The 25,028-nt window shown below is 42.7% G+C and carries 26 protein-coding genes; 17 read left to right on the top strand and 9 right to left on the bottom strand.

Translation table 11 applies throughout. From position 1 onward, the window contains the following. Positions 1–111: 111 nt before the first annotated feature. Positions 112–1,395, bottom strand: coding sequence for an integrase (locus tag FD967_RS08630; RefSeq protein ID WP_215325621.1), 1,284 nt, complete (start codon positions 1,393–1,395; stop codon positions 112–114). A gap of 187 nt (positions 1,396–1,582) precedes the next feature. On the opposite strand from FD967_RS08630, the gene FD967_RS08625 reads away from it, so the two are divergent. Further along, positions 1,583–2,587, top strand: coding sequence for a Fic family protein (locus tag FD967_RS08625; protein WP_251369019.1), 1,005 nt, complete (start codon positions 1,583–1,585; stop codon positions 2,585–2,587). A 460-nt stretch (positions 2,588–3,047) separates the two neighbouring features. Here the strand turns inward: FD967_RS08625 and FD967_RS08620 are convergent, their stop codons facing one another. From FD967_RS08620 to FD967_RS08605, 4 genes are all read right to left on the bottom strand, one after another. Beyond that, positions 3,048–3,392 carry a hypothetical protein gene (locus tag FD967_RS08620; RefSeq protein WP_215325620.1) on the bottom strand — a complete coding sequence of 115 codons (345 nt, stop codon included), beginning with the start codon at positions 3,390–3,392 and terminating at the stop codon, positions 3,048–3,050. 202 nt (positions 3,393–3,594) lie between these two features. Beyond that, positions 3,595–4,299 (bottom strand): outer membrane protein, encoded by a 705-nt coding sequence (locus FD967_RS08615; RefSeq protein ID WP_215325619.1) that lies wholly within the window; start codon positions 4,297–4,299, stop codon positions 3,595–3,597. A 21-nt stretch (positions 4,300–4,320) separates the two neighbouring features. Next, a complete protein-coding gene (locus FD967_RS08610; RefSeq protein WP_215325618.1) occupies positions 4,321–6,045 on the bottom strand; it encodes a hybrid sensor histidine kinase/response regulator in 1,725 nt (574 codons plus the stop codon). A 36-nt stretch (positions 6,046–6,081) separates the two neighbouring features. Next, positions 6,082–6,672, bottom strand: coding sequence for a response regulator transcription factor (locus FD967_RS08605; protein WP_215325617.1), 591 nt, complete (start codon positions 6,670–6,672; stop codon positions 6,082–6,084). A 386-nt stretch (positions 6,673–7,058) separates the two neighbouring features. Here FD967_RS08605 and FD967_RS10830 point away from each other — a divergent pair, with 386 nt between their 5' ends. The 3 genes from FD967_RS10830 (at position 7,059) to FD967_RS08590 (ending at position 10,231) form a co-directional block, all read left to right on the top strand. Further along, on the top strand, positions 7,059–7,373 hold the full coding sequence (locus FD967_RS10830) for an ArsR/SmtB family transcription factor (RefSeq protein ID WP_371819288.1): 315 nt from the start codon (positions 7,059–7,061) through the stop codon (positions 7,371–7,373). A 388-nt stretch (positions 7,374–7,761) separates the two neighbouring features. Then, a complete protein-coding gene (oxlT, locus tag FD967_RS08595) occupies positions 7,762–9,021 on the top strand; it encodes an oxalate/formate MFS antiporter (protein ID WP_215325614.1) in 1,260 nt (419 codons plus the stop codon). 166 nt (positions 9,022–9,187) lie between these two features. Beyond that, positions 9,188–10,231, top strand: a complete 1,044-nt coding sequence (locus FD967_RS08590) for an alpha/beta hydrolase (protein ID WP_215325612.1) — start codon at positions 9,188–9,190, stop codon at positions 10,229–10,231. Positions 10,232–10,364: 133 nt separating this feature from the next. Here the strand turns inward: FD967_RS08590 and FD967_RS08585 are convergent, their stop codons facing one another. From FD967_RS08585 to FD967_RS08575, 3 genes are all read right to left on the bottom strand, one after another. Continuing rightward, the gene (locus tag FD967_RS08585; protein ID WP_215325610.1) at positions 10,365–10,997 is read right to left on the bottom strand and encodes a bifunctional 2-polyprenyl-6-hydroxyphenol methylase/3-demethylubiquinol 3-O-methyltransferase UbiG; all 633 of its coding nucleotides are present in this window, start codon (positions 10,995–10,997) and stop codon (positions 10,365–10,367) included. Between the two features lie 94 nt (positions 10,998–11,091). After that, positions 11,092–11,658, bottom strand: a complete 567-nt coding sequence (locus FD967_RS08580) for a YceI family protein (RefSeq protein WP_215325609.1) — start codon at positions 11,656–11,658, stop codon at positions 11,092–11,094. Between the two features lie 207 nt (positions 11,659–11,865). Further along, on the bottom strand, positions 11,866–12,522 hold the full coding sequence (locus tag FD967_RS08575) for a DsbA family oxidoreductase (protein ID WP_215325608.1): 657 nt from the start codon (positions 12,520–12,522) through the stop codon (positions 11,866–11,868). A 242-nt stretch (positions 12,523–12,764) separates the two neighbouring features. Between FD967_RS08575 and FD967_RS08570 the strand changes: the two genes are divergently transcribed. From FD967_RS08570 to FD967_RS08510, 13 genes are all read left to right on the top strand, one after another. After that, complete coding sequence (locus tag FD967_RS08570) at positions 12,765–13,742, top strand: DUF6282 family protein (RefSeq protein WP_215325607.1); 978 nt, start codon at positions 12,765–12,767, stop codon at positions 13,740–13,742. Between the two features lie 156 nt (positions 13,743–13,898). Beyond that, complete coding sequence (locus FD967_RS08565; RefSeq protein WP_215325606.1) at positions 13,899–14,798, top strand: alpha/beta fold hydrolase; 900 nt, start codon at positions 13,899–13,901, stop codon at positions 14,796–14,798. After that, complete coding sequence (gene leuC, locus FD967_RS08560; RefSeq protein WP_215325605.1) at positions 14,798–16,219, top strand: 3-isopropylmalate dehydratase large subunit; 1,422 nt, start codon at positions 14,798–14,800, stop codon at positions 16,217–16,219. Before FD967_RS08565 ends, leuC begins: the two co-directional genes overlap by 1 nt. Continuing rightward, positions 16,212–16,853: a 3-isopropylmalate dehydratase small subunit gene (leuD, locus tag FD967_RS08555; RefSeq protein ID WP_215325604.1), complete on the top strand. Its 642-nt coding sequence runs from the start codon at positions 16,212–16,214 to the stop codon at positions 16,851–16,853. The genes leuC and leuD overlap by 8 nt, the downstream gene beginning before the upstream one ends. Before the next feature lie 68 nt (positions 16,854–16,921). Beyond that, positions 16,922–17,575 carry a cupin domain-containing protein gene (locus tag FD967_RS08550; protein WP_215325603.1) on the top strand — a complete coding sequence of 218 codons (654 nt, stop codon included), beginning with the start codon at positions 16,922–16,924 and terminating at the stop codon, positions 17,573–17,575. Between the two features lie 183 nt (positions 17,576–17,758). Then, positions 17,759–18,970, top strand: a complete 1,212-nt coding sequence (locus FD967_RS08545) for an alpha/beta fold hydrolase (RefSeq protein ID WP_251369018.1) — start codon at positions 17,759–17,761, stop codon at positions 18,968–18,970. A 59-nt stretch (positions 18,971–19,029) separates the two neighbouring features. Further along, positions 19,030–20,223, top strand: coding sequence for a CaiB/BaiF CoA-transferase family protein (locus tag FD967_RS08540; RefSeq protein ID WP_215325600.1), 1,194 nt, complete (start codon positions 19,030–19,032; stop codon positions 20,221–20,223). A gap of 29 nt (positions 20,224–20,252) precedes the next feature. Next, positions 20,253–21,179: a hydroxymethylglutaryl-CoA lyase gene (locus FD967_RS08535; RefSeq protein ID WP_215325598.1), complete on the top strand. Its 927-nt coding sequence runs from the start codon at positions 20,253–20,255 to the stop codon at positions 21,177–21,179. A gap of 30 nt (positions 21,180–21,209) precedes the next feature. Beyond that, complete coding sequence (locus tag FD967_RS08530) at positions 21,210–22,196, top strand: tripartite tricarboxylate transporter substrate binding protein (protein ID WP_215325596.1); 987 nt, start codon at positions 21,210–21,212, stop codon at positions 22,194–22,196. 14 nt (positions 22,197–22,210) lie between these two features. Then, a complete protein-coding gene (locus FD967_RS08525) occupies positions 22,211–22,495 on the top strand; it encodes a cupin (protein WP_215325594.1) in 285 nt (94 codons plus the stop codon). A 378-nt stretch (positions 22,496–22,873) separates the two neighbouring features. Then, positions 22,874–23,140: a DUF1488 family protein gene (locus FD967_RS08520; protein WP_215325592.1), complete on the top strand. Its 267-nt coding sequence runs from the start codon at positions 22,874–22,876 to the stop codon at positions 23,138–23,140. 49 nt (positions 23,141–23,189) lie between these two features. Next, positions 23,190–23,594: a translational machinery protein gene (locus FD967_RS08515; RefSeq protein ID WP_215325591.1), complete on the top strand. Its 405-nt coding sequence runs from the start codon at positions 23,190–23,192 to the stop codon at positions 23,592–23,594. An 83-nt stretch (positions 23,595–23,677) separates the two neighbouring features. After that, positions 23,678–24,088, top strand: a complete 411-nt coding sequence (locus FD967_RS08510; RefSeq protein ID WP_215325590.1) for a potassium channel family protein — start codon at positions 23,678–23,680, stop codon at positions 24,086–24,088. Positions 24,089–24,108: 20 nt separating this feature from the next. On the opposite strand, the gene FD967_RS08505 is transcribed toward FD967_RS08510, so the two are convergent. Then, complete coding sequence (locus FD967_RS08505) at positions 24,109–25,011, bottom strand: histone deacetylase (RefSeq protein ID WP_251369016.1); 903 nt, start codon at positions 25,009–25,011, stop codon at positions 24,109–24,111. Between the last annotated feature and the right edge of the window lie 17 nt (positions 25,012–25,028).

The following is a 25,028-nucleotide window of genomic DNA, read 5'->3' as shown; positions in this document are numbered from 1 at the left end:
TTATTAATGTGTAGTCGGTGTGTAGCAAATATCACCACTAAACCCCAATAGATATAAGGCCCTAGCTTGGAGCAATAAACTATTTGTTCGTTGCGCTTCACCTTTCTACTATCAATAAGCCAGTTTCTCGGCCGCCAAGGTGGCTGTGAGCTTGCTATAGTGTTTTTCCAGCATGCCGACACTGGTCCCCATCTGCCTAGCCAGTGTATGAATATCGACTGCGCCATCTGTTAAAGCTATGGTGGCATAGGTATGTCGTAGGCTATAAAGCGTCCTGTTCTGATTGGTCGACTTATCTTTCAAAAGTCCGCTAGCTAACATAAGCCATTTGAAGGTAGTGTGAAAACTCTTGGGTTGCTTGCCACTCGGCAATCTAAAGATGGGTAGGTTGTGGCGTTCATTTAAAACCTGCTCAAGCGGTTTGCCCTTTAGCGCAGCATCTCTTTGGCAAAGTCGCTCTAATGCTGCTTGTGAATGATTTTTAGCTATTAAGAATCGTGCTCCTGTTTTGCCGTTTACCCAGATGCGAATGTACCGTTTACCTGTCTTGGCATCAACGTACCATTGAACATCTTGCCATTTGAGATTCATACACTCTTTACCAGAACGTATGCCGGTATAGATTAATAACTCGACATAGTCTCTAGCCAATAAGCGCATTTGCTTAGCTAGTGCACTATGACCTCCTTGGCTATAGTCTTTTAAAAAATCCAAAAGGTAGTCAATTTCTTCTCTAGTAAAACCCGGCCTTGCTTTGCCTTTAGCTCCATGTCTCCCTAAGTGCGCTAGGAGGGTGGAAGGATTGAGCCAGCCTTTGAGAACTGCATGTTGGATGACTTTGTTATACGCACTGGCATGAGTCATCAAGGTGCTACTCATGGGAATACGTTTCATCTTGAGATTGCGCCAAGCTTCGTATTGCGCTACTACTGTGGCTGTAATATTTTCAAGTTGGTAATTGCCAAAGAAGGGGACGAGGTAAAGCGTGATTGCTCTGATGTAGTCATGATTGGTCATAGGGCATATGCCGGCAGCAATTTTTTGTTCTAACTCTGCAATACAGTCCTTGGCTACATGAGAAAATTTACGACTAGAGTGACTAATGCCCAGCTTTTCTTTAAAGCGAATTTCATCATATAGGGCGCTAGCACTCTCTTTGGCATATTCCAAATTGAGATGCTTAGTTGAGTAGCGGTGCCAGCGATGGTCAGAGAGCTTAAAGCAGGTTTGCCAGATTCTGCTGTCCTTGCGTTTATAGAGAACGACCTCTCCATCCCGCAGGTAAATGGTATTTGATGCGCTTACTTTTCCTGAGTGTCTTGGTGTTGGAGTGATATTAAGAAAAAGGGCGAACTGATGGACTGGTTTGCTTGGGTGTGTGTAGTGGCTTTTCATGATCAAAAAGCTGTATTTTTATACAGTAAAAGGATAGTTAATACGTTAAAATATGGGATTTATATACAGATCACTGCTAACATGTATAAAAATATCGTTTTTCTATACATATCAAAAAAACGTGCATATGAGCAAAATACAATCACTTGAAGGTTTGAGTAGTTCAAGATTCGATACGCCAGCAATCTTGAAAAAATTAGCTGAGAGTAGCAGAATGCTTGCCGAGTTAAAGGGGGTGGCAGCATCCATCCCAAATCAAGGGATTTTAATTAATACCCTTGGCTTACAAGAGGCTAAAGATAGTTCTGAAATAGAAAATATCGTCACCACTCATGATGAACTCTTTAAGGATGATTTGCTGCCAGAGTCAGTAGATGATTCGGTTGCCAAGGAGGTCTTGCGTTATAGGCAGGCACTTCGAATTGGCTTTGAGCAAGTGCGAGAGACAGGCCTTTTAACTAGTAATCATATTTTGCTGATTCAGGCGGAGCTTGAGCGTAATAATGCAGGTTATAGAAAGCTACCCGGAACTAGCTTAAAAAGCTCTCAAGGGGAGGTTGTGTATACACCCCCGCAAGACCCCAAAGAAATTATTAGGCTAATGGTTGAGCTTGAGAATTTCATCAATGATTCCGGATCATACCTAGTCGATCCATTAATAAAAATGGCCTTGATACATCATCAATTTGAAAGCATTCATCCCTTCTATGATGGCAATGGACGTACCGGCCGGATTATTAATGTCTTGTACCTAGTAAAAGAGCAGCTACTCAACATACCGGTTCTTTATTTGAGCAACTATATAGTTCGCAACAAATCAGAATACTATCGCCTTCTTCAGGCAGTGCGCGATGATGATGCTTGGGAGGATTGGGTTCTATATATGCTGGAGGCGGTCCGCGCAACTTCAGAGCAGACAATTAAGAAGATCAATGAGATAAAAGTAGCCCTATTTGACTACAAACATAGAATCAGGGAAAAGCACAAATTCTATAGCCAAGATTTAATTAATAATTTATTTACTCATCCATATACAAAGATTGAATTTGTAATGCGTGACTTGAATATTTCTAGGCTCACTGCCACCAAATATCTCGATGTTCTAGCGGAAGAGGCGTTTTTAGAGAAGAGAAGAGTCGGACGCATCAATTACTACATCAATATTGCTTTGAATGAAATTCTTATAAATTAATTGCATTTCATAATTAGCCAAAGCGTTACTTAAAGTAACGCTTATAAATTATTCAAAGAAGTACTTTGGAGCAACGAAGTGTTAGATGGTTGCTCCAAAAATCCTGTGGTTTCGAAAACCAAAGAGTGAGCCAGCACTTCTTTTAAATCAATGAATTTACTTACACATTTGCTTACACACCGATGCTGACCACCCGCTAAGCAACTGTTTATATGGGTCTACTAAGGGCTTCTGCTCTCATAATCCTTTGGTCCCAGGTTCAAGTCCTGGTGGGCCCACCAATGAAATGAACGACTTAGGGAGAAATTCCTAGGTCGTTTTTCTTTATGCGCCACTGAGTGTGTAAGCAACCTCAACGCATCTTTCGCAGCCAGCCTAACAGATATATTAGTTTGCTATTAGGGCATCGAGTTATAAATTATTGGGATGACTAAAAAAGATAGAGTCAATTGAATTGTATTTATGATTTACAACCACTAGGCTTAGAATTTGTTGAGAATATTTCTAAGTATGCTGGTTCAATATTAGGGTTTGCCAATGCTTTAATCGATTGTTTACGTAAGAGAAAATTTTTCCATTCGCTCCCAGTATTTGTATTTTTAATAGCAATGCAGCGGTTTTCATTCAATTGGCTTTTTATCTCAATATAGTTCATTCCAAAAAGATTACATGTACGCACCATTACATCTGGTGAATTTTGTTGATCCGTTTTCCAGGTAGAGAGTCCATCACATTCACTTGCCTCATAGGCGTAAGCATTGAATGCCAATGTAAAAAAAGTGGTGAGTATCAGGATTTTTTTCATCAATCTATTCTCATAGTTATATTGGATAGCTATGAGAATAGATTTGGTCACTTATAATTGAAATACAACTTTGGTTCTACTACATCCCATTTGAGTTAATACTTTAGTGCTAATCTTTACAGGGGGCGATCAGGTCATTGACTCTTTGATCCATATACCCATCAAAGAGCTGGCAAGCTAAGTTGACCCTGATAAGAGGATATTAAAAGCGATAGCCGACACCAAGTATGAAGTCGTAGCCTGTTGCATTAGCCGTAGACTTTACGGTAGCGCCGCTATCCGTTACAACACTTACCGCTTTTTCTCTGTTGACAGCAAAATTACCCTCTCCAAAAAAGTAGATGGATTCGGTAATCAATTGCTTATATCCGAGTCCGTAAACAGTTCCATTGACATGGGTGGTTTGTTGGGGGTAGTTACCAGGAGAGTTTGCATTGAGTGTGGATCCGGTATACCCAATCTTTGCATAGACTAAATGTGTTTTATCAATTACATAGCCTGGGAGCAGTGAAAAGCTAAATATATTAGAAACATTGTATGTCCCATGGCTGACAACCGCACCGCTAGGTAAATTTGTAACTGATGTTGAGCTTACTGTCTTTGAGTGACCTGGATACAAAGCCGCCCCTATTCCTAAAATATAGTTTTCGCTAACTCCGAAGTTATAACCCCCGCCGATATTGGCAACTAGACCATTTGCATGGTTGGCAGTTGCTGTATTAGAAAATGTGAAGTTACCAACAGATGTTGTTCCACTTGCGCTTTTCGGAATGTAGCTTGCGTAGCCAATGATGCCTACTTGCCCATATACTCCTGCCCATGGATTCAGCAAAGAGTCAGCATAAGCATTCAATGAAAATAATGAAGTCAGTAGAGCTGCAATAGGACGAAATTGAATACTTGGCATTGCTTTTTCCTTAATTTGAAGTTATTTTTTTATAAGTAGTTTGATAGCATCAACAATTTCGCTATAGCCAATTGGCTTATAGAGCATGTCAATGTTTAATTCTCTAAACAATTGAATGTGTTGAGGTGAGGTATCGGCAGTAATAATGATGGCAGGAATTTCTATGCCAAAACTATCGCGGAGTTGCTGAATAATGAGATCCCCGGTGGTTGTTTCAAGACGGTAATCGCTCAAAATACAATCAATGCTATTGATGTTAGCCAGCTGACTCATTAGTGTCTGACTATTCTCAGAAAGGGAAAGAACTTTGAATCCATTTTGAGTCAAGGCTTGTTTATAAGCTTCAAAAATGGTGTGATCATCTTCAAAAATAGCAATAGTTTTAACTTCCAACAGATTATCGTGTGATCTAAAGCTCTGTTGCGTTGAATCATTATTAAATCCTTCAACGTGTTCAGGCAGGGTAGCAGTCGAGAAGGATGTCTGGAGGCTAAAAGTTGAGCCAGATCCAAGTGTAGATTTCACGGAAAGATCCGTATTGGATATTTTGCAGAGTCTTTTGACTATTGAGAGTCCCAGCCCAAGTCCATCGTGCATGTTCCGCGTACTATCTACCCTAAAAAATTCTTCAAAAATTTTATCCAATAGGGTTGCATCTATTCCACAGCCCTCATCTTCAATAGTGATGTGCAAGTAATTATTTTTTGAAGCGAAGTGAACCCGAATGTCACCAGATGTAGTGTATTGAATGGCATTAGATATTAAGTTACCAATCAGTTGCTGCAACAAAAACCTATCCCCATTTATACGCATATTCATAAAATCAAACTCGAGCATTAAGCCCTTACCGCCTGCAATTGGAGTAAAGGTATTGGATAAGAAGCTAACTAGCTCGATAAGCTCAAATGGCTTATCGAGCTGATTTGAGGTGCCTGCATCAAGTTTGCTTAAATCCAACAGAGAATTAAACATCGAGTTTAGGGTCTGTATGCTTTTTTTAATCTGAAGAAAATTAATTTTTTCTTGCTCTTTGAGTTTGTTTGGCTCCAATAAGTCTAAGTAAATATTGACAGCATGAAGAGGCTGTCTTAAGTCGTGGCTAGCAGTGGCAATAAACTTCGATTTGGCAATATTTGCTTCAATTGCGGTATTGCGCTCGTATTCAAGCTCCTTATTCAGAGACTGGTTCTGAATTTGTAGACTGACAGTTTGTATCCAAGACTTCGAAAAATATGAAGCCATCTTAATGGTGTAAAGAAAGAATGCGAAGTTACCCAGTTGAATAGGCCATGGGAACATCACTGGAGGGACAATGGATGCGATAAATTGGCAGCTGAAGATCGGCAAAGCAAAGCACATAACCGTTGAGCGATGAATAGAGTAACCATATAAACCAACGAACACCGCTGTTGAGCTCATCAATAAATAGATGCATTGCAAGCTAAACGGTAAAGTGGTGGCAATAATTAGCCACCCGACTCCCCAGCATGATGTGACTGATAAGACACCAAGATTTAAGTTGAATATCTTTTTCTGAATTGAAAGTTTAGGGCCTTTATTTCTAATAAAGATCATGTAGGCTCTAAACATTACACACATGATCATGGCTATTAGCCACACAGCAAGATTGAGCGGAGGTGTGTCCTGAAAAATCAGAATCCCCGTAAATAATGGTCCTATAACGGTACCCGCCGTATTGGTCCGCGAGGCTATTTCAAGAAACTTATACTTTTCTTCTAATAACAATTCATTATTGTCGTGCGCAGAGAAGATGCCCATGCGCTATACCCAGCCGTTTTCTTTTGCTTTGATAACAGCCTGCGTCCTATTAAATACTTTTATCCTTTTAAAGATCTCGCCTAAATGAACCTTTACTGTCTGTTCGCTGATATTCAGGGAATAGGCGATCATCTTATTTGAATCTCCTCTGGAAATATGGGTGAGGATTTCTTTCTGCCTTCCTGTAAGTTTGGTTTCTTCTCTCTCATTCGGCCTTAAGCCCATCAAATTGCATAGACTTTGATAAATATGCGAGGTGTCACTACTTTTGGGTATGAAGATATTGCAACCAGCGTCTATGCATTCGTTTTCAAGGTTCTCTTTTTCAAGGCCAGAAATTACGGCAATAGCCACTACCTCTTCAAGATTTCTAAATTCTTTTATTCCGCCAAATTGGGTTACAGAGTCTGGTACTAGAAGATCTAAAAGTACCACCCATTTTGACTTTGTTGAGCGAGCTATTTTTAGCCCCTCTTTAATTGAATCCGCGGAATATACCTGGTTACCCGATGAAAAAAATTTGCGAGTTAGGTACTGGTGAAGTGCATCCCTATATACCGGATGGTCATCTACGATCAGTATTGATACAGACATCATTGACACTTCATCTTAAGTCTATTTGGTAGTTATGTTTGTACTAAGAATTATTGCATTCATAAACTTTATATCTGTAATACTTTAGTACTAGATAATTAGTTGACCAAGATCAATAAACTATTTAATAACCATTTATTTGCCGTCTAAGTTAGGGCTTTCACTAAGCATGAGCTGATAGAAAATAGCTGCGGGGATGGTCTAGAGCTAAAGTTGTATATCAAATGCTTATCCCTCCTTCTAGCATGACATCAAATAGGAGGCGGGCTTATGAAAAGAATTATGAATTTCTTAAATATCATATTTCAGACCTATAGTGAGGCATATATGGTGGCCCGCTCTAAGAAGTATTTTCGCTTCGAATCTTACTGACTAGAGACAAGACAATGCAAAAAAATAATCGTACATCCATAGGGGATGTACAGCTCTTAAATTATGCGAGGATTTTTAGGGTCCTAGGCCAAAAGAGTCGGCTTGAGGCTCTCAACATGATTTATCTATCCGGAGAAAATGGCGTTAGGCCTAGGGAAATTATTGAGAAATTGGGCGTAGATGGTGGGACATTACACTTTCATCTTGATAGGCTAAGGGCGTTCAATTTGATCGTTACAAAACAAGACGGTCCAAGAGGTATTTATTATCCAAATAGCAGTGCCCTAAAGGAGCTGTCGGGATTTTTTGCTCCTATTCAAGCTGAGTAGAAAAAAGATGTTGCGGTAACAAACTAAAGTCGATATGTCGGATACCGCCACCACTTGGAGGTGGCTGTGGTTTTTTATGGCGACACCATTCGCCGAGAACTGGTGACCATTAGAAGAATTTTATATTCCCGTATCCCGGCCATACTGTAGTGAAAATCTTCCAAGACCTGTGTAAGTTAAACCATTCGGTAAAAATCTCTGGGTATTGATGACATTGTTTTGATAGGTGTTGTTAATGGCAGTAGCTCCACAAGCTAAATAAAAATACAGCCCATCCATAGGAAAAACATAGGCAAATACTTTAAATAATCTTGATATGTGTCAATGTAAAAATTATTTAAGTAAGAATAATGACAAGTTATTTTTCTCAAATAAAAATGGAGACACTATGAATGATCAGATTGCAGAAGGGCCTTTTGGGGGTCGATGGTTCCAATTACTAATTGGAATTATTTGTATGTCCATGATTGCAAACTTGCAATACGGTTGGACATTGTTTGTTAACCCCATAGACGAGAAGTTTGGTTGGGGCCGCTCTGCGATCCAAATAGCTTTTACGATTTTTGTCTTAACTGAAACCTGGTTAGTTCCAATTGAAGGGTATTTAGTTGATAAATTCGGTCCACGCCCAGTGGTATTTTTCGGCGGTATTTTGTGTGGCTTAGGGTGGATGATGAATGCCCACGCCGAAACTTTGACTATGCTCTATATCGCTGCAGCAGTCAGCGGCGTTGGTGCTGGAGCTGTATATGGTACTTGCGTTGGCAATGCTCTCAAATGGTTTCCAGATCGCCGGGGTTTGGCTGCTGGTATGACTGCTGCTGGCTTTGGAGCTGGTTCTGCATTAACTGTAATTCCAATTGCCAAGATGATTGCCGCCGATGGATATCAAAATGCTTTTTGGTATTTCGGTATTGGGCAGGGTGCAATTGTCGTGTTGTTAAGTCTAATGCTATCTAAGCCGATCAAGTCTGCCATTACTACAGCTAAGTCGGCTATTGCGCAGTCTCGTAAAGACTATACGACTATGGAAATGGTTAAGCAGCCAGTGTTCTGGATCATGTACGCGATGTTTGTGATGGTCGCCGCTGGTGGCTTGATGGCTACCGCTCAATTAGGGCCTATTGCTAAGGATTTCAATATTGCCGGTGTAACAGTAAGCATTCTTGGTTTAGCCCTTCCGGCTTTGACATTTGCCCTGACTGTTGACCGAGTATTAAACGGTCTTACACGTCCTTTCTTTGGCTGGGTATCAGACAAAATTGGCCGCGAACAAACTATGACCTTATGTTTTTCATTTGAGTGCTTGGGAATCTTGGGTCTGTACTATTTTGGTCAAGATCCAGTTATGTTTGTTCTGTTGACTGGACTCGTATTTTTTGCGTGGGGTGAGATTTATAGTTTATTTCCGTCTACTAACGCAGACACATTCGGCTCAAAATATGCAGCAGGTAATGCAGGCCTTCTCTACACCGCAAAGGGTACTGCTTCATTGTTAGTGCCCCTATCAAGTGTATTAGCTGCAGCTACTGGTGGTTGGGAATCTGTTTTTTGGGTAGCGAGCATCCTAAACGGCGCTGCTGCAATCTTGGCTTGGTTTGTATTACGCCCGATGCGTCGCAAATTAATTGAGAGTTCCTCTAACTAATTGTTATCTCCTTGACGGCCCTTTGGTCCCAGGTTCAAGTTCTAGCGGGCTCACCAGTAAGGTAAAACCCCAGTTAGAGATAGCTGGGGTTTTTGTCTTTTTGAGAGCGCTTGATAGTAATATGATGTAGGGATTCTGATCTAATACAAAAATTCTAGGAGACAAAATGAAAATCAGTAAAAAGCTCTTTATTGGCTTGCTTGCTTGCTTGGGATTTTCCCAAGCCTTTGCTGCGGGGAAAATCGAGATGAATGAATATATGATTCAGAGTGATACTCCTGGCATCTCTCTGTATGTTCGCAATAAACATTTAGCAGGAATGAAAAAGTTCTCTCCTGAGAAAACATTACTGTATGTGCATGGCTCAACCTATCCAGCTGAAACTGCTTTTGACTTGTCATTAGGCGGCACATCTTGGATGGAATACATTGCCGCTAGAGGGTATGACGTGTGGCTGGTCGATTTACGCGGCTACGGAAAATCATCTCGACCACCAGAAATGGATCAACCTGCGGATCAAAATCCACCCATAGTGCGCACCAATGTTGCGGTAAGCGATGTCTCTAGTGCGGTAGATTACATTCTTAAAAAACGTAATATCAATAAGATAAACTTGCTTGGATGGTCATGGGGTACCACCATCATGGGTAAGTACACTGCCGAAAATAATCAAAAAGTAAATAAGCTTGTTTTATATGCGCCACAATGGTTACGTCAAGGCGGTGCACCATTAACAGATAAAGGTGGACCATTAGGCGCTTATCGAGTGGCTTCAGTTGCTGATGCCAAAGGGCGTTGGTTGACTGGAGTGCCTGAGAGTGCAAAGGCTACTTTAATTCCGGAAGGCTGGTTTGAGAAATGGGCTGCGGCGACATTTGATACTGATCCATGGGGAAGGACTCAAACCCCTAAAAAACTTCGTGCACCAAATGGCACCGTTCAGGATGCCCGTGAATTTTGGACTGCAGGCATTCCGGTTTATGAGCCTAAAGATATTCGTGTTCCAGTGATGCTGGTTCATGCCGAGTGGGATGCCGACTTGCCTAGCTACATGATGTATGAATATTTTACAAAGCTAGAGAATGCGCCTTATAAAATCATGCTGCAAATTAGTGAAGGCACCCATACGATCATCATGGAAAAAAATCGTATGCTGATGTTCTCTGGGGTGCAGGAGTTCTTAGATAGCGCATTTAAACCAGAGAAATAAGAATTAACCTAAAAACTCACAAAGAGTGTGTAGGCAATCCCTACACACTTTTTAATTCAATTCTGATAAAACTATAGGCTGGCCATCCTATGCCCTGTAGATTCCGCTCGGGCCATCAAGAATAATTAAAAGATTATTTTTTCCAAACACTTGCTAACCATGGCTGCTGTTCAATGGGTAGTCCACTTGGCCTATAGTAATGTTCAATTTCAGTGAACTGTGCATGAGTCATAAAAGATCTCCAGCCTTCTAGATTGTGATAAGAGCCAAAGCGATCTCCGTACCAACTTTCTTCGTTATTACCACGGGGATTCGAGCTAAAAAGAATGCCATTGGGTTTTAAGCTTGCCCATAAATTACGCAGTACTTTAGGCAATAGCTTATTAGGAATATGAAATAGTGAAGCATTGGCAAAAATACCGTCAAAGGTATTATCTGGTAAAGATAAGTTAAAAAAATCCTGAACGAATACTTCGCAACCGCTCTTCGTTTTAGCTAGTTGAGCAGCCTGTTTGCTACCTTCAAGCCCAATAGCGACATGACCAAGCTTAGTAAAAGCTTGCAGGTCTCTACCCGGACCACATCCAAAATCAAGAATATGAAACGGTGGCTTAGTCTTGATTGCTCGTAATAGGGCATCGATATTTTGACTGACATCATGATCTTTTGTGCCCTCATCATAGGAAATAGCGTTTTGATCATAATGGGCAATATTTCTTTTGGAAATCAGCTCAGATTTATCTGCGAGATTTTTTAAAATAGACATAGGGAATTACTAGAAATATAGCGCTGTTAGGATTGATGCTCGAATTCAACTGTATTACTTAAGGACTTTATTGGTGATAAGTTTGTAATTAAGACTATTCTTTTGACGCCTCAATTACTATATTTAAGCTTATTTCATCGCCAACAAATGGTACATATTTTCCTAGATCAAATTCTGAGCGATTTAACTTTGCGCTTGCATTTGCGCCACACATATATTTCAAAGTAATAAAGTTACGACTACAAGCAAAGTTGCTTACTTCAATATTGATGGGCTTGGTAATACCCTTGATGGTCAGCTCGCCTGAGATCGATGTAATGGCCTGATTAATAAAGATAACCTTATCAGAAGTGAATTTGGCTATAGGAAACTTTTCAGAATGAAAGTAACCGTCGGTTCTCAATAGTTTATTAAAGGTATCGGAGCCTGTGCTGACTGAGCCAGTCTCAATTGCAACATCGATAGTACCGCCATCCATTTGATCATTGAGTGTAATAGTCCCATTCACCTTATCAAAACGACTAGTTTGAATTGAATAACCTAAATGTTTGTAGCTAAAGCTAACAAAGGTGTGCTCAGGATCGGTAATATAAATTTCTGCTGCTTGGGCCGAGGAAGTCACCAAAGCCAAGAGAAGGGCATTTATATAAAAAAAGTTCATTAGATATTTTAGATGTTGATTTGAGTATGTGTTGAATAAATGACTTTATTCTCAAGTGCAGGCTTTATCCCAAAGTCAGAAATGTTGATTGAGAATCATTTTTGAATTAAGGCGCGCTATGGATTGAGTGGCCAGATCTAGGCTTATGTCCTGGTAGACCCACCAAAAAAGTAAACCCTCATCAGCAATGGTGGGGGTTTTTTCCTTTTAGTCCTTTTGAAGGATTTGCTCAAATGCATTGATAAATGACTCAGAAGGCTGAGCTCCTTGCAAGAGGTATTCTCCATTGAGAATGATCGAAGGAACAGAGTTGATGCCAGCGCCTGTATAGGTAGATTCTTCTTCACGCACTTCGTCAGCAAACTCTTTGCCTTTGAGTATCTCTAGAGCTCGATCTTTGTCTAGTCCGGCACGCATTACTGCATCCACTAGGTTATCTTGATCATCTAAATTCACTGCAAGGCAAAAGTAAGTATTGAGCAATTCTTTTTTGAGCTTAGCCTGTTTTTGTAGGCCATGTTCTTTGCTAGCCCAATACAAAAGACGGTGACAATCAAAGGTGTTGTAAACCCTTTTCCGTCCTTCTGGATGAAACTCAAATCCTGCTTCTGAAGCCTTGGTTCGTATATTTGCTTGGTTAGCTTGGACCTGTTCTACGGTTAAGCCATATTTTTCTGTGAGATGTTCAATGGCGTCTTGACCACCTAAGGGCATCTTAGGGTTAAGCTCAAAGGGTCGAAAATGAACTTCAAAATTTGCTTTATCACTTAACTGGGCAATTGCCTGATTGAGATTTCCTAAGCCTACGGCACACCAAGGGCAAGCAACATCGGATACAAAGTCAATTGTGATTGTTGGTTTCATGGGATTCATTCTACAGAAGCCAATATATTGTGAAACGATTTAGAAGGTTAAATACATTGAGTGTCTCTACAAATGGAAAGCAGGAGCCCTTAAAATACTAGCGGCTTCTTTTGTTCTCAGATTCAAGCCCTCATCAGAAATGGTAGGGTTTTGTCTTTTTAGTATCTCCTAGGGGCAACTACTTAAATACGCCCCAATTTATCTGAAGTACAGTAGATGAAAATAATAAAAGGAGACAGTAAATGATTCGTTATACATTCAATACAATTTTGCTCATCTGTACTGCGGGCTTACTGGGGGCTACTACTCCTCTATTGGCGCAAGTTGGATTCCCGCCACCACCTCCGAAAGTGAGCCCGGCTGCTGGAGTGATTGATATGCATGTGCACCCAGATCCCGATGTTTTTGGTAGATCACTGACGGACATTGAGCTTGCAATGATCGCTAAACGTAAGGGCATGCTTGGCTTTGTAATTAAAAATCACGTTGTTACTACTGCAGATAGAGCTGCACTCGTGATGCAGCAAGTTCCGGGCATTGAAGTCTGGGGTGGCATTGTCCTCAACAAATCTGTCGGGGGCGTAAATCCATCTGCAGTTGAGTGGATGCACCGTATGTCAGGCGGTCGCGGCAAAGTGGTATGGCTGCCTACCTTTGACTCCGATAAGCATGTTAAGACGCTTGTTGATAAAAATAAATCGGGTCTTGTAGTAACTGCTAATGGCAATGTCACGCCAGAGATGGAGGACGTATTAAAGATCATTGCTAGAGAAAATTTGATCTTAGCAACAGGCCACGTTTCAGCTGAGGAAATTCTGGTGGTAGTGAAGCGTGCAAAAGAGTTGGGAGTAAAGAATATTTTAATTACCCATGGCTTAACAAATATTCCAGGTCTTACCATGGAGCAAGCCAAGCAAGTTACTGCGATGGGTGCAAAGATTGAGATTTGCTATTTGCAGTTTATGACTGGCCCAGATGCTCAATATAAGTGGATGACGCATTGGGAAAAGGTGGATGCCAATGCTGTCGCAAAGGCAGTTAGGGAGATTGGTGCAGAGCACTTGGTATTGTCGACTGACCTAGGTCAACAAGGGATGATGACGCCACCGGATGGAGTTGAGAATGAGATTGCAGCCGTTAAAGCTGCGGGTGTTTCTCAGTCAGATATTGACACTATGATGAAAAAGAATCCTGCTAAGTTATTAGGGTTGAAATATTAACTTTTGACTGTGGTTTTAGGGCTAAGGCCCTAGTGGCCTCACTAGTAACATTAATGCCAACTCTAGGGTTGGCATTTTTTTATTACATTGAGTTTAAAGAGTTACATGAATCAGCTTAGTATTACTGCAGGTTAGATCAATATACGAATGGTACTTATGTCATCTGATGCATTATTTCCTGGATTTCAGGCACGTGTTTTTGAGGTAAATGGGGTTCAAATTACCGGCCATGTGGGTGGGTCTGGCTCACCACTATTGCTGTTGCACGGACACCCCCAAACCCATGCCATTTGGCATAAGGTTGCGCCAGAGCTCATGAAGAAGCACACATTAGTAATGACGGATCTGCGGGGTTATGGAGACTCTTCTAAGCCCCGGGGTACGAGTGACCATAGCAATTATTCAAAGAGAGTGATGGCGCAGGATCAAGTGGAGGTGATGCAGCAACTTGGATTTAATCGTTTTGATGTACTGGCGCACGATCGTGGTGCGCGAGTCGCCCATCGTTTAGCGATGGATCATGCTGCCTCAGTAAGCAGCTTGATCATGCTCGACATTGCTCCCACCCTCTCTATGTATGAAAAAACCAATGATGTCTTTGCCAAAGCCTACTGGCACTGGTTCTTTTTAATACAGCCTTCCCCTTTACCAGAGCGACTTATTGAAGCGGATCCTGCGGCTTATATTCGGGATTTAATGGGAAGGCGCCATGCCGGACTAAAGCCCTTTGATCCTAGAGCTTTAGCTGAATACATGCGTTGCATTGCCTTGCCTGGAGCGGCACATAGCATGTGCGAGGATTACCGCGCTGCAGCTGGGATTGATTTGATTCATGATCGCGAAGATATTGCAGCTGGTAGGAAGTTAGAGATGCCGACAATGGTGCTGTGGGGCGCAGACGGAGTTGTTCATCAATGCTTTAAGCCCCTAGAGGAGTGGCAGGCGGTTAGTCGAAATGTGATTGGTGGGACCTTACCTTGCGGGCACTATCTTCCAGAGGAGGTTCCAGAGATTCTGCTGGAAAAAGTGATGACATTTTTAAATCGGGACAGTTGATGAGCGCTCAAACTCTGTATCAAAAATTAGTAGATTCTCATACGGTAGTGCAGTTGGATGAGGAGAACGTGCTGCTCTTTTGCGATTTACATTTGATGAATGAATACACTAGTCCACAAGCGTTTTCAGGTCTAGATGAAAAAGGTCGTGGAGTACTCATTCCGGGGCAGAATATCTCTGTTGTTAGTCATATCATCCCTACTCATAATGAAATGCCCAGAAAGATTGCTGATCCAGCCTCTTCGTTACAAGCCCTCAATCTGAAGAAGAATTGTGTAAAGCACAATATCCCTTTGTTTGATACCAATCATCCATTGCAAGGTATTGAGCATGTCGTATCGCCCGAGCATGGCATGGTACGTCCGGGTATGGTGATCATTTGTGGCGATAGCCACACTACTACCTACGGAGCCTTGGGGGCCTTAGGTTTTGGTATTGGCACATCCGAAGTTGAGCATGTTTTGGCTACACAAACTTTGGTATACCGCTTAGCTAAAAATATGCACATCAAGATCAATGGCACATTGCCGGTTGGTACTACCTCCAAAGACATGATATTGAACATCATTAGTCAGATTGGTGCTAAGGGTGCAATTGGCTACGTAGTCGAGTTCAGCGGATCCGCGCTAATAGATTTGAGTACTGAGGCGCGCTTTACTTTATGCAATATGGCAGTGGAGGCGGGCGCTCGAGGAGCCTTAATTGCACCAGATAAAACAGCCATTGATTACGTATTAGCAAGATGCCCTGATATTACAGGTGAGATGAAAGACCGTGCATTAGCCTATTGGGCAAGCTTATATTCAGATAAAGACGCTCACTTTGAAAAAGAATATGCATTTGATGCAAGTGATATGGCGCCCTTTGTAACTTGGGGAACTAGTCCAGACCAGGCCATTGCCATTAACGCCGCTATTCCCAGAAAGGATTCTATTGAGGATCCTATTAATAGGTTGAGTCTTGAACAAGCGTTGAGATATACCCGGTTATCTGATGGCCAAACATTAGAGGGCACACCAATTGACCACGTGTTTATCGGCTCTTGCACTAATGGCCGTATTGAAGACTTGCGGAACGTACTTGCCGCAATCGGTGACCGCAAAGTAGCGCCTGGTGTTCGAGCGATGGTTGTACCTGGCTCTGGCGCCGTTAAAGCCCAGGCCGAAAAAGAGGGGATTGCAGACAAGCTGATTGCTGCCGGTTTTGAATGGCGTAAGCCAGGTTGTTCCATGTGTCTTGCCATGAACGATGATGTTTTAACTTCTGGCACACGCTGTGCCTCTACAACCAATCGGAACTTTGAAGGTCGTCAAGGTAGAGGTGCTATTACCCATTTGATGAGTCCTGCTATGGCTGCTGCTGCTGCAGTGATGGGCAAGATTACAGATGTGCGTAAATTACAAGGAGCTATTAATGCATAAGCTATCCAAAATTCATGGACACGCCGCGGCATTGCGTATTGCCAATTTTGATACTGACCAAGTCATGCCAAAGCAGTTTTTGCGCGGTATCGATAAGTCTGGCTTAGCGCAGGGCTTATTTTATGATCTGCGCTTTGATGAGAATGGAGAGCTAAAACAAAACTTCTTTTTGAACCAGCCTGCTTATGCAAAAACGGATGTTTTAATTGCAGGCCCAAACTACGGATGTGGCTCTAGTCGTGAACACGCTGTTTGGGGGATGCAACAGTTTGGATTTAAGGCGGTCATTGCTTCTAGCTTTGCTGAGATTTTCTATTCCAATGCAATGGGCAACGGCCTGTTATTGGTTGTTCTGCCTGAAGATCAAGTGCAAGCTTTAATGAAAGAGGCTGATGATCAAGGCGCGCCAATGAGTCTGAATATTGATATTGAGAGCCTAACGGTTCGCACTATCAATCATGAGTTCCCATTTTTGATGTCAGCAAGACATCGCCGAATGTTCTTGGAAGGCTTAGATGTGATTGGTCTTACCTTGAAATACAAGACGGAAATTGATGCTTTTGCCCAAAAGCACTGGAATCAGCAACCTTGGGTAAAGGATGTTGCAAGAAAAACGATTGATAGGCTAGATTAAGTTTGCTAAGCGCTCGTTTAAATTGCTTGCTATGCTTAGTCATCTTTTTAAATCTCTAAATGTAAAAAATGAATATCAACTCTGACTACAGTAAGAGAGTCGTGATTAATCATCATGATTTACCTTGGGTTCCAAGCCCTGAAGCAGGTATTGAGAGACGTATGCTTGATCGTATTGGTGATGAAGTTGCAAAGGCAACCTCGATTGTTCGTTATTTACCGAATTCTCATTTTCAAACGCACACCCATGAGTTTGGTGAAGAGATATTGGTGCTTGATGGAGTATTTAGTGATGAAACCGGCGATTATCCGGCTGGCACCTATATCATGAATCCTCCTGGATCTTCTCATGCACCTCATAGTAAAACGGGCTGCACTCTTTTTGTGAAACTACGACATCTCGGAGTTAAGCATGTGGAGCGAGAGCTCATTGATACAAAATCAGCCCCTTGGCATCAAGGTATGGTGCCAGGCCTGAATGTGATGCCGCTCATGCGGCAGGGCAATGGCTCAACTTTGGTTCGATGGGCTCCCCAAACCTATTTCAATCCACATAAGCACTATGGTGGTGAAGAAATCTTTGTAGTTGATGGTGTGTTTGAAGATGAACATGGGCGCTATCCCGCTGGCTCATGGATCAGAAGCCCTCATCTGAGTTTGCATCAGCCTTTCAGTAAAGAGGGATGCACTATATTTGTTAAGACTGGGCATCTCATAGGCTAATTTGGGTTAAAAATATGAGCTGAGTTAATATATTTTTTAGCACCTTTAATTTCATCCCTATTTTATTTGCCGCGATCTATGAAAACAATAATTAATATATTTCTTACAACTTTAATCATTGGGACTTTGAGCCCTTTGGTGGCTCAGGCAGATCCACCTGTTGCGCCGTTTTACGAGGCTGTTATGAAAATGAGCCCAAATGGCATGCTTGGGCAGGTGATTAAGAAGGAGAAAATTAAAACATCAGTGAAGGGTGCTCAAGCCTGGAGGATTGCTTATATTTCTTCTGATTTAAATGGGCAAAAAACGATTGTTACGGGGCTGGTGGTCGCGCCAATCGGTGTAGCACCCAAGGAAGGTAGACCTATTATGTCTTGGGCCCATGGCACAACTGGCGCTGCCCAGAATTGTGGGCCATCACAAGTTTTGAATCCCGTAGTTCCCTTGAATGAATACTTTTTAGTTGGTGGCAACTCTTGGACTGATTACGGTATCCCCGCTATTGAAGAGTTTATTCAAGAGGGGTATGTCGTAGTGGCAACGGACTATCAAGGCCAAGGTGGTGGTGGTAAGCATCAATATGCTCTTGCCACTACAAACGCTATGGATACGATTGATGCTGCAAGAGCAGCAAGTTCCATGAAAGAAGCTGGTGCTGGTAAGAAAACGATTATCTATGGATGGTCACAAGGTGGTGGTGTTGCTGTAGCGGCGGCTAGTATGCCGGACTACTTTTCTAAAAAAGGAACGGCAGCTGACAATCTTGAATTAATTGGTTCAATTGCTTTAGCTCCGGATGATATTGCAGTCATGCTGCCTGGTGCCACCGTCGATCAAGCTAGCGCACAACAATCTCTGAATGGATTAATTCAGATGTTTACTGGCAATATCTTTGATTTTTCACATATGGCGATGAGTATGTGGGGGGTGCAGGCTGCCAATCCGAATTTAAAGTTGACCGATCTCTTTACCGATAATGGCGCCACAGTGCTTGATGAGGTAATCAGCAATAAGTGTATGCATGCTGTAGCCGATACACTCAATTTTAACTTCGGTACTCAATATAAAACTTTTTTAAAGGATCAAATCAGCAATCCTTTGGAGTGGACCAAGACAATGGTGAGGGGTAGCGTCAATCCAGTAAAACCAATTTCTCCGGTAGTCATCTACTGGGGGAACAAGGATGTTACCAATCCACCGATTATGGGAAAGCTCTACCAAGAGCAAATGTGTAAATTAGGTGGTAATGTGAATCGTATTCAGCTTCCTGGAGACCAGTCGCATTTCACAACGCCAGGCGCCTCCAAGCAGTTTTATCTTCCCTGGATCAAAGATCGCCTAGCTGGTAAGCCAGCTTCAAACAACTGCGCCCAAGCTTCACAGCTGCCTACTTAGTTGCAGAGTGTTACCGAAGAGAGGCGCAGTTAATAAAATTAGCAAATTTAAGGATGTAGATGGAGCCGTTAGCCAAATTAAAAGTTATTGAGATGGGCCAGTTAATCGCTGGTCCATTTGCCGCCAAAACACTGGGAGATTTTGGTGCCGATGTCATCAAGATTGAGCCGCCAAAAGTGGGGGATGCTCTACGTAAATGGCGTTTGCTAAAAGATGGTACCTCGGTATGGTGGCAAGTTCAGTCGCGCAACAAGCGCTCTCTGTCATTGGATTTAAAGCAGGCTGAGGCTCAAGAAATTGTTCGCACCTTAATCACAGAAGCAGATGTCCTGATCGAGAATTTTCGTCCGGGCACTTTAGAGGGTTGGGGGCTAGACCCAGAGAAATTACTTGAACTCAATCCCAAGCTGATTGTGTTAAGAATTAGTGGCTACGGTCAAACTGGTCCTTATCGAGATAAGCCTGGATTTGGTGTGGTTGCTGAGGCCATGGGTGGTTTGCGACATTTAACTGCTGAGCCAGGCAGGGTGCCTGTTCGTGTCGGCATTAGCATCGGCGATACCTTGGCATCTTTGCATGGTGTGATTGGAATTTTGTTAGCGCTTCAAGAACGTCACCAGAGTGGCAAAGGCCAGGTGATTGATATCGCTTTGTATGAGGCAGTCTTTAATTGCATGGAAAGCTTGGTGCCCGAATACAGTGCCTTTGGTGAAGTGCGGCAGGCAGGCGGTAGCGCCTTACCCGGCATTGCCCCTAGTAATGCCTACCTTTGCGCTGATGGCGGTTATGTATTAGTTGCTGGGAACGGCGATAGTATCTTTAAGCGCCTGATGAATTTAATTGGCCGAGCAGATTTAGCGAATGACCCAGCCCTTGAAAATAATGATGGCAGGGTGGCTCGTGTTGCGGAGTTGGATCAAGCGATTGGTGTTTGGGCTCAAACAATGACGACTGATCAAGCTCTACAGTTGCTCGATACAGCGGCTGTTCCTGCGGGAAAAATTTATACCGTCGCCGATATTGCTAATGATCCCCATTACAAAGCCCGTGGCAATATTGAACATATTCAGATGCGCGATGGAACTAGATTGGATGTACCAGGCGTGATTCCTAAGCTCTCTCGTACACCCGGCTCAATCAAAACTTTAGCTCCCGAAATTGGAGAGAATACCGATGAAATTCTGCACAGCATTGGTTTAACCGAGTCTCAGGTAGCATCCTTAAAAGAGCGCGGTATTGCCTTCACTAAATAATTTATAACTTCAGCAAGCGATTCAATCTGATGACTAGAATTTATTTCAATGATGTTGTGACTCGGGACGGATTTCAGATCGAGCCCAATTTCATTCCTACGGAGGACAAAGTTAAGCTGGTAGATGAGCTCAGCCAGTGTGGATTCGCCAAGATTGAGGTGACCTCATTTACATCGCCTAAAGCTATTCCTATGCTGCGTGATGCAGAAGAGGTCATGGGTAGAATTTCACGCATGCCTGGTGTTGAATATACGGTCCTAGTGCCGAATCTACGTGGTGCTGAGCGCGCTTTTGAATCTCGCGCAGATGAATTCAATCTCGTCATGTCAACTTCTGAAACCCATAACTTGGCTAATTTGCGAATGGGTCGAGAAAAAAGTTTTTCTGGATTGGCTGAGGTGATCCAGTATGTAAACGGCAGAACCCCAATCAATGTATCTCTATCTACTGCATTTGGTTGCCCTATGGAGGGCGATGTGCCGCAAAGCGTAGTAGTAGATTTTGTTCAACGATTTGCAGACCTGGGTGTACGTGGCGTCACTATTTGCGATACCACCGGAATGGCACACCCTGCTCAGGTTGCAAACATGGCAGAGGATTTACAAAAGCAGTTTGGAAACTTGCAATTGACCTTTCATTTTCACAATACACGCGGAATGGGCTTAGCAAACGTGCTTGCAGCAGTGCAGTCAGGTATTACTCGGTTTGATGGTTCCCTTGGAGGCTTGGGTGGATGCCCCTACGCGCCGGGCGCTAGTGGCAATATCTCTAGCGAGGATGCGATTCATATGCTCGATGCCATGGGGTACGATACAGGGATCAACATCCCTAAATTGCTAGGCCTGGCTCGTGAACTGCCCTTGATTGTGGGGCATCCTGTGCCAGGACAAGTTGCTAAGGCTGGAAGTACCTGTGATTTACATCCTGCCCCTGCCTATGTAGAAGATTTACGTTAATTTGATTTACCTAAATTGAAAGTTAGCCTCATGCGCACCTATTTTTCTCGGATCAACTTTTTGGTTTTGATTCTGTTGAGTCAAGTATCTATTGCTAGTTACGGCCAGGATTCGGGGAAGTATCCGAATCGACCGATTGCATTTATCGCTTCTTCTGCTCCGGGTGGTACGACAGATTTTACGGCTAGAGTATTAGCTCTGCCTCTTGGGGTCGCTTTGGGTCAAACGATTGTGGTTGAAAATAAAGCGGGAGCATCTGGTGCGATTGCTGCTGCTGCTGTGAAAAAAGCTGATCCTGACGGCTACACTTTGTTGGTTCAGTATTCTGGCTATCACGTTATTACGCCATTGGTTAGCAAAAACCCATTGCCATGGGAGCTTAAAGATTTCAAGCCTGTAGCAAATGTGATCTCAGCACCACAAATTGTGGTGGTACGTGCAGACTTACCATTTAAGACGATGAATGAGCTGATTGCTTATGCAAAAGCTAATCCTGGAAAATTAAATTACGCATCATCAGGTAATGGCTCCTTACAGCATGTTACTGGCGCAATGTTAGAGCAGCAGGCCGGTATCAAAATGACCCATATTCCTTACAAGGGTACCGGACCGGCATTGGCTGATTTATTAGGTGGTCAGGTTGATTTAACATTTGGAACGCCTCCACCATTTATTCCTCATATCCAGACTGGCAAACTGCGTGCATTAGCAACAACAGGCAAGAAGCGTTTACAGAGCTTGCCTGATGTTCCTACGGCTGCCGAAGCAGGTTTACCAAAACTAGATGCGACATCATGGTTTGCAGTTTTTGCCCCAATCAATACGCCTGCGCTTATTGTGAATCAACTGACAACTGAAATCGCTAAGGTAATGGCCGAACCGACATTCAAGCAAAAAGCAGTAGAGATGGGTGCTGAGGCTGTCTATATGAATCCCAAGCAGTTAGATGAGTTTATTAAGACTGAAAATACCAGATGGACTGCGGTGGTAAAGGCGGCCAGGATTGAAGCTGATTGAGAGAGTTAAATTAGATGACTAAAGAGCAATTTCTGAGCATGCTGGTTTTGGAGGGATTTCCGGAGCCGATCCTAGTGGAGCGAGAGGCGGATGGATTTCTGGATGATCATACACATCCCTTCGAGGTCAAGGCCTTAGTGGTGTCTGGGCAAATTGACTTAGTGGTTGATGGTGTGAGTACATCTTATATTTCTGGCGAGCTGTTTCACCTGTTGGAAAATCAAGTTCATACTGAACGTTATGGAAATAATGGCGTTCAATACTTGGCAAGTAGGAAAAATCAATCTGAGAGTAATTGATCGACATCGAGCGTTGATTGTCTAGGTCAGAAAACAGCCCTATATCGTCGAAAGTATTGCCGCCATTACTTGCCAGAAGCACCTATATTAGTGCTGGTGCATCGGTGTTGGTGATGGAGGATGACTGCATGAATCAAATTCTATTTGTGAGCAATAGTTCGGTTCTCAATATCCCTGCCGATGACCTCCTGAGAAGATGTGCTGCATTCAGTAAGACTCACGATATTGATTAAGCAAGAACTGCTCAAAACTTTTTGGCGCAGCGAAAGCTAGATTCCCGCTAGTTAGAGCTAGATTGTTTGATTTATATCAAGTTCATTTTCCTCTTTGGGTTCAGACTGTTATGGTCATTTGACTATTTTTAATAAAGTGAACCCCATGAAGCTTGAATTTGTTGGTCCCGCATCCCTTTTAGAAACTGGTGATGTCTCTTACCCAGCTATGTTGGATGGCAAAGCTCTCAAATGCAGTTTTAGTTACGAAGCCTTGCAGGACTTAGACCTTGATGGTGTTCAGACAAATGCTTTGCAATTATTTAAAACGCATCAATTAAAACTACTCTCAATAGCCGAGCAAAAGATTTTGAATGGATATGCTGTAGGTGGAGCTGTGCACCTATTTAGCCATGATCTCATTTTGGATTAATTGCTTTTTATTACTTTTGCCCCCGTTTTACTAATAAGAAAGAGAATATATGTCATTTAATCACTCAGTAATTTGGATTGACCATCAAGAAGCGCATGTTATTTATTTCAATCCCACTGCAAGTGAGAGCGAAGTAATCAAAACAAGATCTACCCATAAAAACCTTCATCACAAAAGTGGAAGTATCAGTGGTAGCCATGCCGGACCAGATGAGCACTACTTGCATGAAGTGATTCAGGCTGTAAAAGAATCCAAGGAGATTTTGATTGTTGGGCCAGGCTCGGCCAAATTAGAGCTGATGAAACATGCCACGAAACATGATCATTTGACGGCTGAAAAAGTGGTGGGCATTGAAACTGTAGATCATCCTACTGATGGACAGTTGCTGGCTTACGCTAAAAGATACTTTGCCAAAGTAGATGGCCTAAAAGGCGATACCGTTATCAATGGCTAATGAGGAATTCTCCTGAAGATGGGAGGATAATTTCTTCTATGCTACTTCTTACCGCGTTTGTCATTAATGGATCATTAGCCCTTGTGGCCATATTGATACACTACGAGGCACTCTTTCAGTTAGATAAAATCTTGCCTATGGTGGCGCATATTTCCCCGCGTTTTAGGGTTCTGATTGGGGTTGGCGCTATTTTTATGGCACATGTTCTAGAGATTTGGCTTTTTGCTTTGGGCTACTTTTTTACCTTGCCGTTCCCTGTAATGGGAGGTCTTGTCGGCAATATTTCAGGGCATGGTGTTTTGCTTGACTGCGCATATCTGTCTTTTGTTACATTCACTACTTTGGGTTATGGTGAGGTTGTGGCTCAGGGCTATTTGAGATACTTGACTGGGGTGGAAGCGCTTACTGGCTTTATTCTCATTACTTGGTCTGCTTCATTCTTATTTATTGAAATGCAGAAATACTGGACGTCTTCTAAATCCAATAAGAGGTAACAATAGCATTTGGTTGTAAATCAACCGCATTGCTGTTGAAAATGAAGTGCAGTTTGGATGGTCTGAAAATGAATATTCACAGTTGACTGAATTTCTTTGCCATATCCACCAGCCATGCTAAAGGCAATTGGAATTTGGCGATCTAAGCCATACTGAAAAATAGCTTCATCTCGCAGCCGCATTCCCTCTTGAGTCAGGCTGAGCTTACCTAAGCGATCCCCCTCATGGGGATCTGCTCCAGCTAAGTAAATAATACAGTTAGGCTTAAAGCGCGTATCTAATATTTCTAGGCTTTGATGCAGTGTTGCTAAATAGGCTGCATCTCCCGTCTCATCTGGTAAGCCAACATCAAGATCGCTACGCTCTTTTGTAAAGGGAAAGTTGTTCTCCCCATGTATCGATAAGGTAAATATAGAAGAGTCATTTTCTAAAATAGAAGCAGTGCCATTACCTTGGTGAACATCCAAGTCTATGACGGCGACCTTCAGGTTTGGATTAATTTCTCTCTGGAGTGCTCTAGCGGCAATGGCAGAGTCATTAAAGACGCAGAAACCGCTCCCTTTATTGCGGTAAGCGTGGTGCGTTCCCCCGGCTAAATTGGCGGCTATTCCTTCTGTCAATGCAGATTGGGCTGCGGCTAAAGTTGCCCCTGCAGATCTTCGAGAGCGCTCCACCATCTGGGCGCTCCAAGGGAAGCCGATTTCTTGTTGTTCTTGTGGACTGAGCTTGCCTTGCAAGACCTTGATCAGGTAGCTTGGATCGTGAGCGTAGAGTATTTGAGTGTCGGTAATTGCGGGGGCATTCTCAAGCTCAATGCCATCGAGTTGCGATACTAGATCACGCAATTGTGCATACTTCTCCATCGGAAAGCGGTGCCCGGGTGGAAGTGGTAAAACATAGTGATCTGCGTAAAAAGCTTTCAATACATTCTCTTTTTTGA

Origin of the sequence: Polynucleobacter sp. JS-Mosq-20-D10 (genome assembly GCF_018687755.1) — a bacterium.
Lineage (GTDB): Bacteria > Pseudomonadota > Gammaproteobacteria > Burkholderiales > Burkholderiaceae > Polynucleobacter.
This window is presented reverse-complemented; position numbering and strand designations above follow the sequence as displayed.